Source organism: Gemmatimonadota bacterium (assembly GCA_040882465.1).
GTDB lineage: Bacteria > Gemmatimonadota > Gemmatimonadetes > Longimicrobiales > Gaopeijiaceae > JBBEBG01.
On the sequence record JBBEBG010000030.1, the window covers coordinates 36,037 to 50,366 of the forward strand.

Below are 14,330 nucleotides of genomic sequence, written 5' to 3' on the forward strand. Positions count from 1 at the left end.
ACCCTCCGAACTCCCTTTCTCCCTCCGAGGCGGGATGCCATCTTGGTTTCCGCTTCCGATCCAACCACTTGGAGTCGTCCGTGCGCCTGACCATCAGAGCGGTGTCGCAGCGAGAGTGACGAAGATCGTCCTTCTCCGGGAGAGACACCCGCTGGAGCGCCGCGCCGCGCTCGCGCCCTCGCAGGTCGCCGGCCTCCTGGCGCTCGGGTGCGAGCTCACCGTGGAGTCGGGGGCCGGCACCCGCGCCGGATGGAGCGACGAGGAGTATCGGAGCGCGGGCGCGACCGTGGCACCCGACCGTGCGTCGGCCCTCTCCGGTGCGCGGTGCGTCCTGAAGGTGCGCCCCCCCGCCCTCCCCTCCGATGGGGGTGAAGACGAAGTCGCACCCCTGCCGGGCGAGTCCGTCCTCCTGAGCTTTCTCTCTCCGGGCGCGGCTCCCGGCCTCCTCGAGGCGCTGGCCGCACGCGGCACCTCCGCGGTAGCCATGGAACGGATTCCGCGAACGACCCGTGCGCAGCGGATGGACGCGCTCTCCTCGCAGGCAACCGCCGCGGGTTATCACGCAGTCCTCCTCGCCGCCTCGCACCTCCCGCGATTCTTTCCGATGCTCACGACCGCGGCCGGAACGGTCCGCCCCGCGAAGGTGATCGTGCTCGGCGCAGGGGTCGCCGGGCTCCAGGCGATCGCCACCGCGAGGCGGCTCGGCGCGTCGGTCCAGGGCTACGACATCCGCGCCGCCGCCGCGGAGCAAGTCCGAAGCCTCGGGGCCACCTTTCTCGCGGAAGACGAGGCGCTCCCCGAAGGGGCCGAGGCGGCCGGCGGGTACGCGCGCGCGCTCGAAGCGAACGAGAAGGACCGCCAGCTGGCTTTCCTTGGACGCCACATTCCGAAGGCCGACGTGGTGATCACCACCGCCCAGATCCCCGGGCGCCCCGCGCCGCTCCTCGTGACGCGCGGGATGGTGGAGGAGATGCGCGCCGGGTCCGTCGTCGTGGACGTCGCGGCGGAAACGGGAGGTAACTGCGAGCTCTCCCGTCCCGGGGAGACCGTCGTCCACGAGGGGGTGACGATCCTCGCGCCGGTGGACCTTCCCTCCGGCGTCGCGCAACACGCGAGCGAGATGTACGGAAGCAATCTCCTCGCCCTTCTGAAGCACATCGTGAAGGATGGCGTTCTCACGCTGGATCCCGCGGACGAAATCGTGAACCCGATCCTCGTGACCCACGAGGGGAAGGTCCGCACACCGGAAGGAGGAAAGTGACCGATGGGTGAATGGCTGCTTGGTGTCTACGTCTTCGTCCTCGCGACACTCGTGGGCTTCGAGCTCATCACGCGCGTCCCACCGACGCTCCACACTCCGCTCATGTCCGGCGCGAACGCGGTTTCGGGGATCACCCTGATCGGGGCGCTCCTCGTCGCGGGCGGAGACGGAGGTCGGCTCGCCGTCATCCTCGCGGGAATCGCGATCGTGATGGCCACGATCAACGTGGTGGGCGGGTTCCTCGTGACCGACCGGATGCTTCGGATGTTCCGGAAGCACTGACCCGCACCGGACTCGAATCAACTTGCCCCCCTTCGTCCTCGACCTCGTCTACGTCGTCTCGGCGGTCCTCTTCATCCGGGGACTCAAGAGGCTGGGCTCCCCCGCGACGGCTCGGGAAGGAAATGCCCTCGCGGCCACCGCGATGCTCCTCGCGGTGATCGGCACACTCCTCGACCGCAGCATCGTCTCCTGGGAAGTCATCGCCGGCGGGCTCCTCCTCGGCACCGTGATCGGGGTCTTCCTCGCGCGGTGGGTCAAGATGACGGCGATGCCCCAGATGGTGGGGGCCTTCAATGGGCTCGGGGGCGGTGCCTCCGCCCTCGTCGCCGCGGCCGAGCTCCTCCGATCGGGTGCAGCCTCCACGGTCGGCGCCGGCGCCGGGATCGCGGCAGCCGCGGGGATCCTCGTCGGGGCCGTGACGTTTTCGGGAAGTTTCATCGCCTTCGGAAAGCTCCAGGGGATCGTGACCGGGCGTCCGGTCACCTTTCCCCTTCAACGCACCTTCAACTTCCTCCTCTTCCTCGGGACCCTGGCGGCGGCGGGAGTCCTCGTCGTGGAGGGGGCCGATCTCGCCATCCTCGGGATCCTGACGGGGGTCTCGCTCCTCCTCGGGATCCTCCTCGTCCTCCCCATCGGGGGGGCTGACATGCCGGTGGTCGTTTCGCTCCTGAACTCCTATTCGGGGCTCGCTGCTTCGGCGGCGGGCTTCGTCCTCGGGAACCCGCTCCTCGTCCTCGCGGGAGCGCTCGTGGGCGCGGCGGGGCTCATCCTCACGAGACTCATGTGCCGCGCGATGAATCGCTCACTCGTCAACGTGGCGTTCGGGGCTTTCGGCGGAGGCGGGACGGCGATCGCGGCGGGCGAAGAGGGTGATCGTCCGGTACGGCGGACGACCCCCGAAGAGGCGGCGCTCCTCCTCGCTTACGCCTCGTCGGTCGTGATCGTCCCGGGGTATGGGCTCGCGGTGGCCCAGGCGCAGCACGAAGCGCGGAAGCTCGCCGATCTGCTAATCGAACGCGGCGTAAAAGTGCGGTATGCGATCCACCCGGTGGCGGGGCGGATGCCGGGGCACATGAACGTCCTCCTCGCGGAGGCCGACGTCCCTTACGACCTCCTCGTGGACATGGACGACGTGAACCCCGAGTTCCCGCGAACCGACGTCGTCGTCGTCGTGGGCGCGAACGACGTCGTGAACCCGCTCGCCCGCGACCCCTCGAGCGCGATCGCGGGAATGCCGATCCTCGATGTGGACAAGGCGCAGAACGTCATCGTCATCAAGCGGAGCCTGAGCTCGGGCTTTGCCGGCATCGACAACCCGCTCTTTTACCTCGACAACACGATGATGCTCTTCTCCGACGCCCGTGAGGGGCTCGCGGAGCTCTGCAAGGAGGTCAAGGAGGTGTAGTCCCCGCCCTTCCAGCGCCGATCGCCGCGAGCGCCACGCCGCCGCCGGCGGCTTCCCGCAGTAGTTCCCAGGTCCTGAGCAGGTGACGCTCCCGCGTCCGCAGATTTCCGATCGAGAGGCGAAGCGCGATCCGCCCACGGAGGCGCGTCTGAGAGAGGAAAACTTCTCCCGAAGCATTGACTCGCTCCATGATCTCGAGGTTCAGCGCGTCCTCTTCCTCGCCGGAGAGACCTCGGGGGGCATGCCGGAAGACGATCGTGGAAAAGACGACGGGAGCGATCCGCTCCCACTCCGGATCCTCGTCCACCCACGCCGCTAAGCTCTGCGCGAGGCGCACGTGGTGGCGGATCCTCTCCCGCACGCCCTCCGCGCCGAAATAACGGAGGACGAACCAGAGCTTGAGCGCGCGAAAGCGGCGCCCGAGCGCCATCCCGTAGTCCATGAGGTTCGTCGCCTCCGGCCCATCGCGCGTTTGGAGGTAGACCGGGGTGAGTGCGAGCGAGCCGCGGACCTCGTCGGGATTCCGGGTGAGGAGGACCGAGCAGTCCACCGGAGTGAAAAGCCACTTGTGGGGATTAAAGACGACGGAGTTCGCACGCTCCCATCCGGCGAAGTGCCCGCGTATCTCGGGGACGATCGCGGCGGCGCCGGCATAAGCCGCGTCCACATGCAGCCAGAGCCCGAACTCCTCCGCGACCTCCGCGATCGCGGCGACCGGATCGGGCGAGGCGGTCGAGGTGGTCCCCACGGTCGCCACGACGGCGACCGGAAGGATTCCCCCCTCGAGGTCCTCGAGAATGGCGGCGCGCAAAGCGTCCGGGCGCATCCTGAATTCGGCGTCCACGGGAATCTTTCGAATCCCATCGTGACCGAATCCCAGGACGATCGTCGCCTTGTCAATCGAGGAATGCGCCTCCTCCGAGGCGTAGATGCGCCCCCGCTTCGCACCGAAGAGCCCGGTCTCGCGCACCCCCGGATAGGCACGGTGACGAGCGGCCGTGAGGGCGGTTAGCGAGCTCGTTGAGGCGGTGTCCAGGATCACACCGAAGAATGCATCGGGGAGCCCGACCAAGGCCCGGAGCCAATCCACGACGAGGCGCTCGAGCTCGGTCCCCGCCGGCGAGCTCCGCCAGACCATCGCATTCACGTTGAGGGCGGCGGCGAGCAATTCGCCCAAAATCCCGGGGCCCGACCCCGTGACGGCGAAGAATCCATGGAAGGAGGGGTGATTCCAGTGTGTCACCCCCGGGAGGATGACCTCTTGGAAGTCCTGGAAGATCTCGTCGAAGGGCTCGCCCGACTCGGGCGCGGCGGCGGGAAGTGCCGACCGGATCTCGCCGGGGCGGACCCTCGCGAGCACCGGGTATTCCTCCACCTCGGCGAGGTAGCGGGCGATCCAATCCACCATCTCCCGCCCCCACTCCCGGAACTCCTCCGGAGGCATGTCGCCCACCGGCTCCCCCGCGTCGCGCGGAGAGTCTTCCTTCATCGCCCCTCCTAACAAAAGAACGCCGGTGCCCGGGGGCTCCGGCGGAGATCGCGGCTCGATTGATTCGGGAGGACTACCGAGAGACCCCCTCCGGTGTTCCGGAGGTGACCGACCCGCGCGGGACCCCCTATCCAGCCCCCGAGCCTGCATCGCCCGCGGCATGCTCGAGGAGGCGGTCCAACTCATCGCGAATCGCCTTCACCTGAGTGCCGATTTCGGTGAGGATGGGCGGCGTGAGTGATCCGGTCACCCCGGTCCCCTGGAAGAGGTTGAAAAACAGCGTATCCGTGTGCCCGACGCTGGCGTACGCGACCCCGACATCCACGAGCCGGTTCAGCTGGAGCAACTCCCTGAGCCCGACCGCTTCGAGCCGTCCCCCCGGGGGGTCCAGGTAGAGGTAACGGAGAACGACTTCCCGTAGAACCTGGAACTCCTCGACCGCTTCCCCGGCGGCCTGACCGCGGCGCGCGCCGAAGTTTCCGTACAGGGCTGCCGCTTCCTGGAAAAGCCGTTCGACCTGCTCGCGGTATGCCCCCAGCCCCGGGGACAGCAGCGAGGTCACGAGCTCTACGAACTCCTCGAGGAGGGCACGCACTTCCGGGGCGAGGTCTTCCCCCCGCGAGCAGACTTCCAGGATCCAGCGCTCCGCGATGGCCTGGCGGTGCTCGTCGAGCCACCGGCTCAGATCCGCCGGGCCGGTGGTCGGGGAATCCGGGATAGGGTGAGACCGAGGACGTTCTCTGACGCCCCCTTCCTGCGCGGGCAAGGGGTTAAATCGAGTCATGACCATTGGCAGGAGCCGCGTGTCCGGGCTTCGCTGCAACTTTACGAATCCGGGGGTGTCGCGCCACCCCCGGAAGGGTCGGGGGGACGGCCCGACGAGCCGGTTCCGCTCCACCGTTGGAGCCTCAGGGTGATCAGGGTCCCGGCGCCCGCCTCGCTTTCCGCCTGAACCCGCCCTCCCCAGGAGTCCACGAGCCGCCGTACGATCGCGAGCCCGAGCCCCGACCCGGTCGCCCGCGTCGAAAAGTGCGGCTCGAAGATCCGCGGCATGAGCTCCGGGGGAATTCCCGTGCCGGTGTCGCGCACCCGAAGCTCGATCTCGTTCCCCTTTTCTTCCGCCTCGACCTCCACTCTCCCCCCGCCCGGAAGCGCGGCACGGGCGTTCTCGAGGAGATTCACCAAGACCTCCTTGAGCTCCCCTTCCCGGGCACGGACTGCGGGGACGCTTTCCCCTCCGCGGAACTCGAAGGTCACCGGTCCGCCTCCGGCCCGGTAAAGGTCCAGGACCTCCCCAACGACGCCGGTCACGCGGACCGAGTCGAGAGGGGCTTCCCCCGCGGGAGAAGGCGCGGCGAAACGCGAAAAGGAGGTCGCCACGGAGGCGAGCCGATCGATTTCGCCCAGGATCGCATTGACGTTCCGGTCTAGAATCTGCGGAAAGTCAGCTTCTTTCCCCTCCCAGGCTCTCCGGATGTGCTGGACCCCGAGCTTGATCGGCGTGAGCGGATTCTTGACCTCGTGCGCGACCTGCTGCGCCATCTCTCCCCAGGCGAGGATTCGCTCGGTGCGCAGCTCGTCGGTCACGTCTTCGAGGGAGATCACGGCGCCTCCGAGCGGCCCGCGGCGGGAAATGCGCCGCGCCCGCACCCGAATGCGCCGCGCGCCGATGGAGAGCTCCGTTCCCGCCTCGCGGAGCCCGTCACGGAAATAGCTCTCCACCCACTGGGCCAGCGCCCCCACGCGACCGCCGGCACCTTCGCCCCGTGGGAGGAGGGTTCCGAGCTCGAGCGTGACGCCGAGAAGCTCCTCCGCTCTGGGGTTCACGAGCGTTACGCGCCCCTGGCGGTTCAACGCGACGACTCCCGTCGCGACCTCTTCGACGATCGCGCGGGTCCGGCGCGACGTGCGCAGCAGAGCGCGCCGCGTCTGCGCCAGGCGATCCACCATCCGGTTGAAGGCGCCGAACACGGACCCGAACTCGTCCCCCGGCCGCTCGGGAAGATGCACGTTCATGTTTCCCGCCCCGACTCGCTCCGAAGCGATCTGGAGGGTCTGAATGGGACGGGCGAGCGCGCGTCCGACGCGCAGGGAGAGGAGGACGGAGAGGAGGCCGCCGAGGAGGACGGCAAGACCGATGAGATCGGTCACGTCTCGCTGGCGGAGTGCGGTCGCGCCGGCTTCGAGGGGAGCGGGAGCCGCGAGGACGCGCCCTCCCGGCATCCTCCGGTAGGCGACGACATAGTCGAGCCCGCCGAGGGAGGAAGGCGCGATCGTCATGACATCTTCGCCCCGGGCCAGCTGGGCGTGGATCTCCGGAGGTAGCCACCCCTCGTAGAGCCCCAGTCGGACCAACTCGGGAAGGGACCCGCTCGCGAGCTCGCCGTTTTCGTAAAGAAGAAGGTCCGATCCGACTCGGCGCGCCAATACGTCCATGGCCCCCCCAACCTCGGCGTACCACGAGGTGGCGTCCTCGGCCGCGCGTACCGCGAGCGCCTCGGCCGTGCGTCCCGAGGCGCCGGCCAGCGTGCGGTAGGCGAGAGTTCCGAAGAGGACGGTGGGGACGAGGAAAAAGGCGAAGAGCGCGAGAGTCACGCGTCCGCGAAACGACGAAAGCGCACCGAACGCGGGTCCGATGCGGCCCAAACTCCCTTCGCCCACCCAGCGCCCCAGCGTCCAGACCAGGGCCAGCACGGCGAGGTTCAGGAAAAGGAGCAGAGTCCCGCGCGCGATCCGGAGCATCCAGCCCGGCAGCTCCACGATGTAGTGCGCGTGATACGCCTCGTCCGGATAGGCCAGGAAGGTCTCCCCCTGCCACCCCTGCTCCGTCGAAATCCACTCGATCCCCTCCGTGGCGCCGGGCGCCTCTCCAGGAAGGATGGGAACGAGGACCAGGGGATCGGCTTGTGCGCGGGCCGGTGAGAAGAGGGGCCCGAGGGGGGACGCCCCCTCGAGGGCCCGGCGTGGGGGAATGACGATGGAAACCGCGGCCCCGCGGGGAAGAGGCGCAACGCCGAGGTAGTGGGCATCCGCTAGGTCGAAACGCCGGATGACGACCTCGTCCCCGACTCGGGCGCTCTCTAGAAACCCGGCCGGAAGCGCGGGGCGTGGGTCCGACACTCCGATGCGGAGCTCTTCCTGCGACACCCCTCCCGACGACCAGAAGGTGATCCAGAGGGGAACCCCCTCCCAGGCGAGACCGCTCGCTGTCCAGGTGCCGTAGAGCACTTCGACCGGATCCCGCCCCGCCTCCGCGAGGTCCCTCGCCTCCTCGGCCGCCCGCAGGAGGAGAAATTCGAGGAAGGGGTCGGCCCGGGTCCCGAGCCGGTCCAGACGATCCTCCGCGGCCGCGATCCTCGCCTCCACCCGGAGGCTCCATGCCCAGGGAAGGACCACGGAAACGGCGAGCGCCGCGAGCGCGCCCCAGCGCAGAAGCGCCTTCGTCCATCGGGGCCCCTCCGGAAGCCCGCGTACGATCCCAACGAGCGGGACGATCCAGAGAAACACGAGCCACCGCGGGGTGGTCAGGCTGTGATGCGCCAGCCAGCTCCAGCCGAGGGCGAGGACCACCGCAAGGACGGCTGCGCCGAGGAGGAGGTAGGGTTGGGACCGGTCGTCATCGGCGGCGCGTCCGAGGAGCGCGGCGCTGAAGGCGAAAGTGACGAAGGCGGCCGCCGTGCCCTGGAAGAGGACCCAGGCCAGCTCGCTCCCTGCGAGAAACCCTCCCGACGCCCCGCGCTCCAGGGCAAAAAGCGCTCCTCCCGCCAGGAGTGCGGCGAGGGCGGCCACGACTGGGAGGGGAATCCTCGGGAGGCGCTCCCAGGGGAGAAGCCCGGCACCCAGCGCGCCGGCGGCCCCAAACGCCACCAGGGCCCCGAAAGTCAGGGGGACCGGACCGGGAAGGAGGAAGTCCGCCGGGGAAAGGAGTTGCCCCCCTCCCGTCAGCCGGCCCAGCGGGAGAAGGAGTAAGGTGAAGAGAAGGGAGACAACACCCAATCCTCCCCCGAGCGGATTTCCTCGGGCCCCGAAGACCGCCAGGAGCCATCCCCCCGCCAGGAGCAGGGCGACCATGCGCCCCCAAAGGAGCTCCCGATCCGCCCGTTCGTTGGCCTCGGAAGGGGGAAGGAGCGTGACGCTGAAGAGGCTCTCCCCATCCCAGCGGAGGTCCCAAATGCTCTCGCCGAGCGCGCGGTCGGCTCGGGTGATCTCGATCGAGGCGCCCGTGCTCGACTCGAATCGGGACTCGAAGTCGTTCGCGGGCGGGGAGAGAAGGGGCGGGAGCTCCGAACGGAGGAGGAATCCGGCCACCGCGGTGCCCAGCCCCGACGGTACGGGGGCGGTCACGTAGAGATATCGGAAGAGCGCTCCCTCCCGAAAGAGGTACCGGGCGGACCCGCGCCGCACCTCTTCTGGAAGGGGTCCCTGATGGGCGCCTTCCCAGGCGAGAAGCTCTCCGGAGGGGCCAAATAGGGCCAACGCATCCACGGCCGAGCTTCGGAGGTCGCCGGGAAGTCCGGGCCCATCCAGGAGGCCGGAGGACCACCGCTCGGCCAGGCGGTCCACCACACTCTCCCCCTCCTGGAGGAGCTCATCGAGTTCGGTGGCGAGCCGATCCTGGATCCGCCCTTCCCATGCGGCGGAGCGCTCGGTCCATTCGGCGGCCAGCCGACCGAGCTCCCGTTCGGACTCGAAGGCCGCGAGCACCCCGAGCAGGAGGAGGGCGCCGGAACACACGCGGACGGCTCCGCTGGACCGTTCCAGGAGAAGCCCGAGGGCCGCGGCGGGGGCAGCGGCGCCGATCCAGATGACCTCACCGGTTCCGATCCAAGCGGCGAGGCCCACGACCGCGGCGTTCAGGGCGAACGTCCCTGCCAGGCGTCGGAACGTCACCTGGGCAACCTCTCCGGACACGGGGGATTACGTCTCCTCATGGTACCGAGTGTACACTCGCAAGGGTGCAGAGGGGAGCGCCGCCAGGGGCTGTTTCCCGCGGCCCCTCCGCCGGGTCCTGGAGTGAAATCTGTGTCCGAGGGGACCGAGCAGCCGCCCAAAGGGGTATTATTGGGTTGTGCCGGCTCGAAAAACCGAAGCCCCCTAAACCTTGAGGGGACCAACATGCGAAGGTTCTTAACCTCGAGCGCCGTCAGCGCGGTCCTCCTTTGGGGCGCCCAAGGCGCATCCGCACAATCCGTCGTCCTGGATCAAGGGAGCTTCCGGCTCGCCGTGGACGGGCGGCCGGCGGGCACGGAGACCTTCGAGATCAGCCGCGCCGGCTCCGGCCCCGAGGCCCAGGTCTACGCTAGGGGGGAGATTGACATCACGATGCCGGAGGGTCGCCTCGACCTCCGCCCGCTCCTTCAGAGCGGGGGAACGGAGATGGCCGTCGCCGCTTACCAGATCAAGATCTCCGGCCAGCAGCAGCAGGAGATCTACGTCGAATTGGGCGACCGGCGGTACCTCACTCGAATCCTTTCGGAGCGAGGAGAGCAGCAACGGGAGTCGCGGGCCGCCCCCGGGACCCTCGTTCTCGATACCGGCGTGGCGCACCAGTACTACTTTCTCGCTGCTCGTCTCCGCTCGGGTGGGGGAACCGTTCCCGTCATCGTCCCCCGCGAGGGGCGCCAATTCGAGCTTCAGGTGACCGAGGTCGGTCAGGAGTCGCTGAGCATCGGTGGCCAGACCATCGCTGCGCGTCACCTCCGACTCACGGGCAATCAGGAAACCCGGGAGCTCTGGGTGGACGCGGAAGGGCGCGTTCTCCGCGTGGACCACCCGGCCCAGGGGTACAGCGCGACACGCGAGATGGCGCCCTGAGGGAGTGGCTCCCCTCGCCCGGATTCCTCGCTTTGAAGAAATCCCGCACCCCCTAACGTACGAGAGGTCGAGACCGTCTCGTAAGGAAGGTCTCCCCATGAGCCGCGCGACCCTGCCCCGGGTCCCGTGGCACCTTTTCGAAACAGTGAGCGAGCCCGGTGGGAAGGGGGGCGGCCATGGCGGGCCGCCAGCCGCCCGAGGGCGAGCCTAGCAGAAGGCGACAAGAATGACGCGTGGAAGAAAAATCGCGATCGGAGTGGTGGTCGTCCTCGTTCTCGCGGCGGTCACGGTCGCGGAGTTTCTACAGTCCGACCGGGGGACTCCAGTTCGCGTGGAGACGATCGGCGAACAGGACATCCTCTCTACGATCACCGCAACCGGGCATGTGCGGGCCCGCCGGCAGGTCAACATCTCTTCGGACGTCATGGGCCGCGTGGTCCAGCTGAATGTCGCCGAGGGAGACGAGGTGGAGCAGGACCAGCTTCTCCTCACGATCGACCCGCGCCAGGTCGAAGCGGCTGTGGCGCGAGCGCGGGCGTCCCTCAGTCAGACCGAATCGCAGGTCGCACAGCAGCGCGCGAATCTCCTCCAGGCGGAGCGCGAGCTCGCCCGGCTGACCGACCTCCGCGCGGGAGGCGTCGTCACGGCGCAGGAGCTCGAGGCCGCCGAGACCCGCGCCGAGGTCCAAGAAGCGATGTTGAATTCGTCCCTCCACGGCGTCGAGCAGGCGCGCGCGGCGCTCGAAGAGGCCGAGGAGCAACAGTCTCGCACGACGATTCGGGCGCCGATCAGCGGCCGTGTGATCCGCCTGAACATCGAGGAGGGCGAAACCGCGGTGGTCGGGACGATGAACAATCCAGGCAGCCTTCTCCTCACGATCGGCGACCTCTCCGCGATCGAAGCGGTCATGGTCGTGGACGAGACGGACGTGCCGATGATCTCCGTCGGCGATTCGGCCGTCGTGGAGCTCGACGCGTTTCCCGAACAAAGATTCGGGGCACGCGTCTCCACCATCGGGAATTCATCCATCCAAAGTGGCTCCGGAGGTTCGGCCACAGCGCAAGGGAGCGTCACCTTCGAGGTCGTCCTCACTCTACTCGACCGACCCACGAACCTCCGCCCAGACCTCTCCGCCACCGCGGACATCATCGTGGATCAGCGGAAGCAGGTCCTCGCTGCGCCCATCATCTCGGTGATTCTCGAGCCTTCCACGGTTCCACCTGCCCAGGCCGCGCCCACAGTGGTGAACGAGGCCGAGGCGACCACGCCGGGGCCGGCCACGCGCCCCGCGGAAGTGCGCTCGGAGGGGGTCTACGTCGTGCATGACGGCCGGGCGGTCTGGACTCCCGTCACCCTCGGAATCACGGGGCAGGAATACTTCGAGATCCTCTCGGGGCTCTCTCCGGGGGACCAGGTGGTGGCGGGCCCGTACCAGACGATCCGCGCCCTCCGGGACGGCGATTCGGTGCAGATCACGAGTGGGTCCACCGAGCCGCTCTGACCTTTCCTCCGGAGCCGGCACCCCGATGCATTTCCGAGAGGGCGTCCGACTCGCCCTCCTCCAGATCCGCCAGGAGAAGCTGAAGAGCGCCTTCAGCCTCCTTGGCGTCGTGATCGGGATCATGTTTCTCGTCGTCGTGGTGAGCGTCGTCGAGGGGATGGACCGGTACATGACCGAGACCGTGTCCCAACAGATCTTCGGCATCAACACGGTCACGGTGCGCCGGACGCCCAACGTCCAGGTCAACACGAACGCGGCACAACGCCGTGAGTGGAGCCGGCGTCCCCGCGTGACCGTGGATGAGGCGGAGGTCATCCGCGAGGCCCTCACCGTCCCCGCGCTCGTGGGAGTCGAGGCGAATAGCCAGGTCGAGGTCCGGAGTTGGGACGGGCGCGGCGTGAGCAACTCCCAGATCTCCGCGATGTCCGCGGAGATGCTGGAGATCCGCAACCTCCTCGTGGAGCGCGGGCGCCCTTTCTCGGGACAAGAAGTCAGCCGCTCGCTTCCGGTCGCCATCCTCGGGACGGCCGTTGCCGACGCGCTCTTCCCCGATTCCGATGCCCTCGGGCAACGCATCCGCGTTCGGGATTTTCCGTACCGCGTGGTCGGGATCTTGGAGTCCCAGGGGACGATGTTCGGACAGTCGCTCGACAATCGAGTGGTCGTCCCGGTTCGCTCGGCGGCGACGCGGCAATTCACGCAACGGGGCGCCGTGGGCTCCATCGTGATCCAGGCGCTCGATCCGGCGGACCTCCCCGTCGCGATGATGGACACGGAGGCGGCCATGCGCGTGGAGCGGCGCCTCCGCCCCGGCGAGAACAACAACTTCGCCCTCGACACCGCGGAAGACTCCCTGGCGTTCTGGGACCGCATCTCCACGATTCTTTTCCTCGCCCTCCCTGGACTGGTCGGCATCTCGCTGGTCGTAGGAGGGATCGTCATCATGAACATCATGCTCGTCTCCGTGATGGAGCGGACGCGAGAGATCGGAGTGCGGAAGGCCCTCGGTGCCCAGAGGAAGGACATCATCAACCAGTTTCTGGTCGAAGCCACGACGCTGTCGGCCGCCGGGGCGTTCATCGGCGTCGTCGTGGGGATTCTTCTGACTTGGGTTGTCCGCACCCTGACACCCCTCCCCGCAGCCGTGGCCCCTCAGTGGCTTGCACTCGGAGTTTTTATCGGTATGTCGGTTGGGATCATCGCGGGGGTCTACCCCGCGATTCGGGCGTCCCAACTCGACCCCGTGGTCGCGTTGCGCCATGAGTGACGGACAATCGCGTGCGCGGGTCGGGCTCCTCCGCGCCTTCGGGAGCGTCACGGAAGGGGTGCGAATCGCGATCGAGTCGATCGGCGCGAACCGGGTCCGGTCGGGGCTCACGATGCTCGGGGTCGGGGTCGGGGTCGCCGTCGTCGTCCTCATGGCCGGACTGATCACGGGGATCCGGGGCGCGGTGCAGGACGGGGTCGAGTCGGCGGGACCGCGGAATCTCTTCGTGATGCGATTCGACCCGACCGATGTCCAGCTTTTTGGAGACGGGGGGCGTCCTCCCTGGTGGGGCCGTCCTCCGATCTCGCAGGAGGAGGCCCGGCGCGCCGGGACCCTCCCCGCCATCGAAAGCGCCGTCCTCACGATCGGCCTGCAGGACCCCGGCGCCGCCGGCGGGATCACCGTCGAATTCGGCGGAACGGAGGTGACGGGAGTCCAGGGGGCAGCGGAGTCCGCCCAGTGGACGGACTATCGCCCGGTGACCTTCGTGCTCGGGCGGAACTTCGTGGAGACGGAGGTGGTGGAAGGTCGTTCCGTCGTGGCCATTTCCCAGCAGCTCGCCACGAACCTTTTCGGGGACCAGGACCCCATCGGGCTCCGTATCCGGGCCCGCGCGGGGAATCGCGGGGCGGTTCCTCTAACGGTCGTCGGCGTCTTCCAGACCGCGGAGTCTCTCTTCGAGAGCCAGACCGCACACATCGCCGTCCTTCCCTTTACGACCGCCCTCCGCCGGATGGGCGTCTCCGAAGATGGAGGGCAGATGATCGTCGTCCCACGCCCGGATGTGGAACTCGAGGTCGCCGAGGACCAGCTCATCGGAATGTTTCGAAGCATGCGTGGGCTCTCACCCGGGGAAGAAAACGACTTCGCCATCCTCCGTTCTACTCAGATTCTCGAGTTTTTCGATCAGCTGACCGGCGTCTTTTTCATCGTGATGCTCGCCCTCTCTTCGGTGGGACTCCTTGTGGGCGGGGTCGGTGTAGTCGGTATCATGCTGATCTCCGTGACCGAACGCACCCGGGAAATCGGAGTGCGGAAGTCGCTCGGCGCGACCCCACGCGAGATCCTCTGGCAGTTCCTCGTCGAAGCCAGCGTGCTCACGATCATCGGGGGCGCGATCGGTCTCATCCTCGGGAGTGGGCTCGCGTGGGCGGTGCAGGCAGTGACCCCCGTCCCCGCGGAGGTTCCACTCTGGGCCATCGCCGTCTCGCTCCTGATGGCGGCGCTCACGGGGATGCTCTTCGGTCTCGCGCCCGCTGCCCGGGCCGCTAGAATGGATCCGGTGGTCGCCTTGCGTTTCGAGTAGGAAGG

At 68.2% G+C, this 14,330-nt stretch carries 10 protein-coding genes; 7 read left to right on the forward strand and 3 right to left on the reverse strand.

Annotated features, from left to right (window positions below; genetic code table 11):
* The first annotated feature begins 115 nt into the window (after nt 1-115).
* From WEG36_11120 to WEG36_11130, 3 genes are read left to right on the forward strand one after another with little or no spacing between them, the layout of a single operon-like run.
* On the forward strand, nt 116-1,261 hold the full coding sequence (locus WEG36_11120; protein MEX1258157.1) for an NAD(P) transhydrogenase subunit alpha: 1,146 nt from the start codon (nt 116-118) through the stop codon (nt 1,259-1,261).
* 3 nt (nt 1,262-1,264) lie between these two features.
* Nucleotides 1,265-1,543: an NAD(P) transhydrogenase subunit alpha gene (locus WEG36_11125; protein ID MEX1258158.1), complete on the forward strand. Its 279-nt coding sequence runs from the start codon at nt 1,265-1,267 to the stop codon at nt 1,541-1,543.
* A 16-nt stretch (nt 1,544-1,559) separates the two neighbouring features.
* Nucleotides 1,560-2,948, forward strand: coding sequence for an NAD(P)(+) transhydrogenase (Re/Si-specific) subunit beta (locus WEG36_11130; GenBank protein ID MEX1258159.1), 1,389 nt, complete (start codon nt 1,560-1,562; stop codon nt 2,946-2,948).
* On the opposite strand, the gene WEG36_11135 is transcribed toward WEG36_11130, so the two are convergent.
* The 3 genes from WEG36_11135 to WEG36_11145 form a co-directional block, all read right to left on the reverse strand.
* A complete protein-coding gene (locus tag WEG36_11135; protein MEX1258160.1) occupies nt 2,935-4,437 on the reverse strand; it encodes a pyridoxal-dependent decarboxylase in 1,503 nt (500 codons plus the stop codon). The two genes, WEG36_11130 and WEG36_11135, sit on opposite strands and share 14 nt — an antisense overlap.
* A 127-nt stretch (nt 4,438-4,564) precedes the next feature.
* Nucleotides 4,565-5,260 (reverse strand): hypothetical protein, encoded by a 696-nt coding sequence (locus tag WEG36_11140; protein ID MEX1258161.1) that lies wholly within the window; start codon nt 5,258-5,260, stop codon nt 4,565-4,567.
* A gap of 2 nt (nt 5,261-5,262) precedes the next feature.
* Nucleotides 5,263-9,348, reverse strand: a complete 4,086-nt coding sequence (locus tag WEG36_11145) for an ATP-binding protein (protein MEX1258162.1) — start codon at nt 9,346-9,348, stop codon at nt 5,263-5,265.
* A gap of 204 nt (nt 9,349-9,552) precedes the next feature.
* Between WEG36_11145 and WEG36_11150 the strand changes: the two genes are divergently transcribed.
* The 4 genes from WEG36_11150 (at nt 9,553) to WEG36_11165 (ending at nt 14,325) form a co-directional block, all read left to right on the forward strand.
* On the forward strand, nt 9,553-10,251 hold the full coding sequence (locus WEG36_11150) for a DUF6134 family protein (GenBank protein MEX1258163.1): 699 nt from the start codon (nt 9,553-9,555) through the stop codon (nt 10,249-10,251).
* Nucleotides 10,252-10,477: 226 nt separating this feature from the next.
* A complete protein-coding gene (locus WEG36_11155) occupies nt 10,478-11,752 on the forward strand; it encodes an efflux RND transporter periplasmic adaptor subunit (protein ID MEX1258164.1) in 1,275 nt (424 codons plus the stop codon).
* A 25-nt stretch (nt 11,753-11,777) separates the two neighbouring features.
* Entirely contained in the window at nt 11,778-13,019 is a 1,242-nt protein-coding gene (locus WEG36_11160; GenBank protein ID MEX1258165.1) for an ABC transporter permease, read from the forward strand.
* Nucleotides 13,012-14,325: an ABC transporter permease gene (locus WEG36_11165; GenBank protein ID MEX1258166.1), complete on the forward strand. Its 1,314-nt coding sequence runs from the start codon at nt 13,012-13,014 to the stop codon at nt 14,323-14,325. The genes WEG36_11160 and WEG36_11165 overlap by 8 nt, the downstream gene beginning before the upstream one ends.
* The last annotated feature ends 5 nt before the right edge of the window (nt 14,326-14,330 follow it).

What these genes read in the sequence shown, in the direction of transcription:
- WEG36_11125 (MEX1258158.1), top strand. Translation starts at nt 1,265, where the DNA reads ATGGGTGAATGGCTGCTTGGTGTCTACGTCTTCGTCCTCGCGACACTC.
- WEG36_11135 (MEX1258160.1), bottom strand. Translation starts at nt 4,437, where the DNA reads ATGAAGGAAGACTCTCCGCGCGACGCGGGGGAGCCGGTGGGCGACATG.
- WEG36_11150 (MEX1258163.1), top strand. Translation starts at nt 9,553, where the DNA reads ATGCGAAGGTTCTTAACCTCGAGCGCCGTCAGCGCGGTCCTCCTTTGG.
- WEG36_11155 (MEX1258164.1), top strand. Translation starts at nt 10,478, where the DNA reads ATGACGCGTGGAAGAAAAATCGCGATCGGAGTGGTGGTCGTCCTCGTT.
- WEG36_11160 (MEX1258165.1), top strand. Translation starts at nt 11,778, where the DNA reads ATGCATTTCCGAGAGGGCGTCCGACTCGCCCTCCTCCAGATCCGCCAG.
- WEG36_11165 (MEX1258166.1), top strand. Translation starts at nt 13,012, where the DNA reads ATGAGTGACGGACAATCGCGTGCGCGGGTCGGGCTCCTCCGCGCCTTC.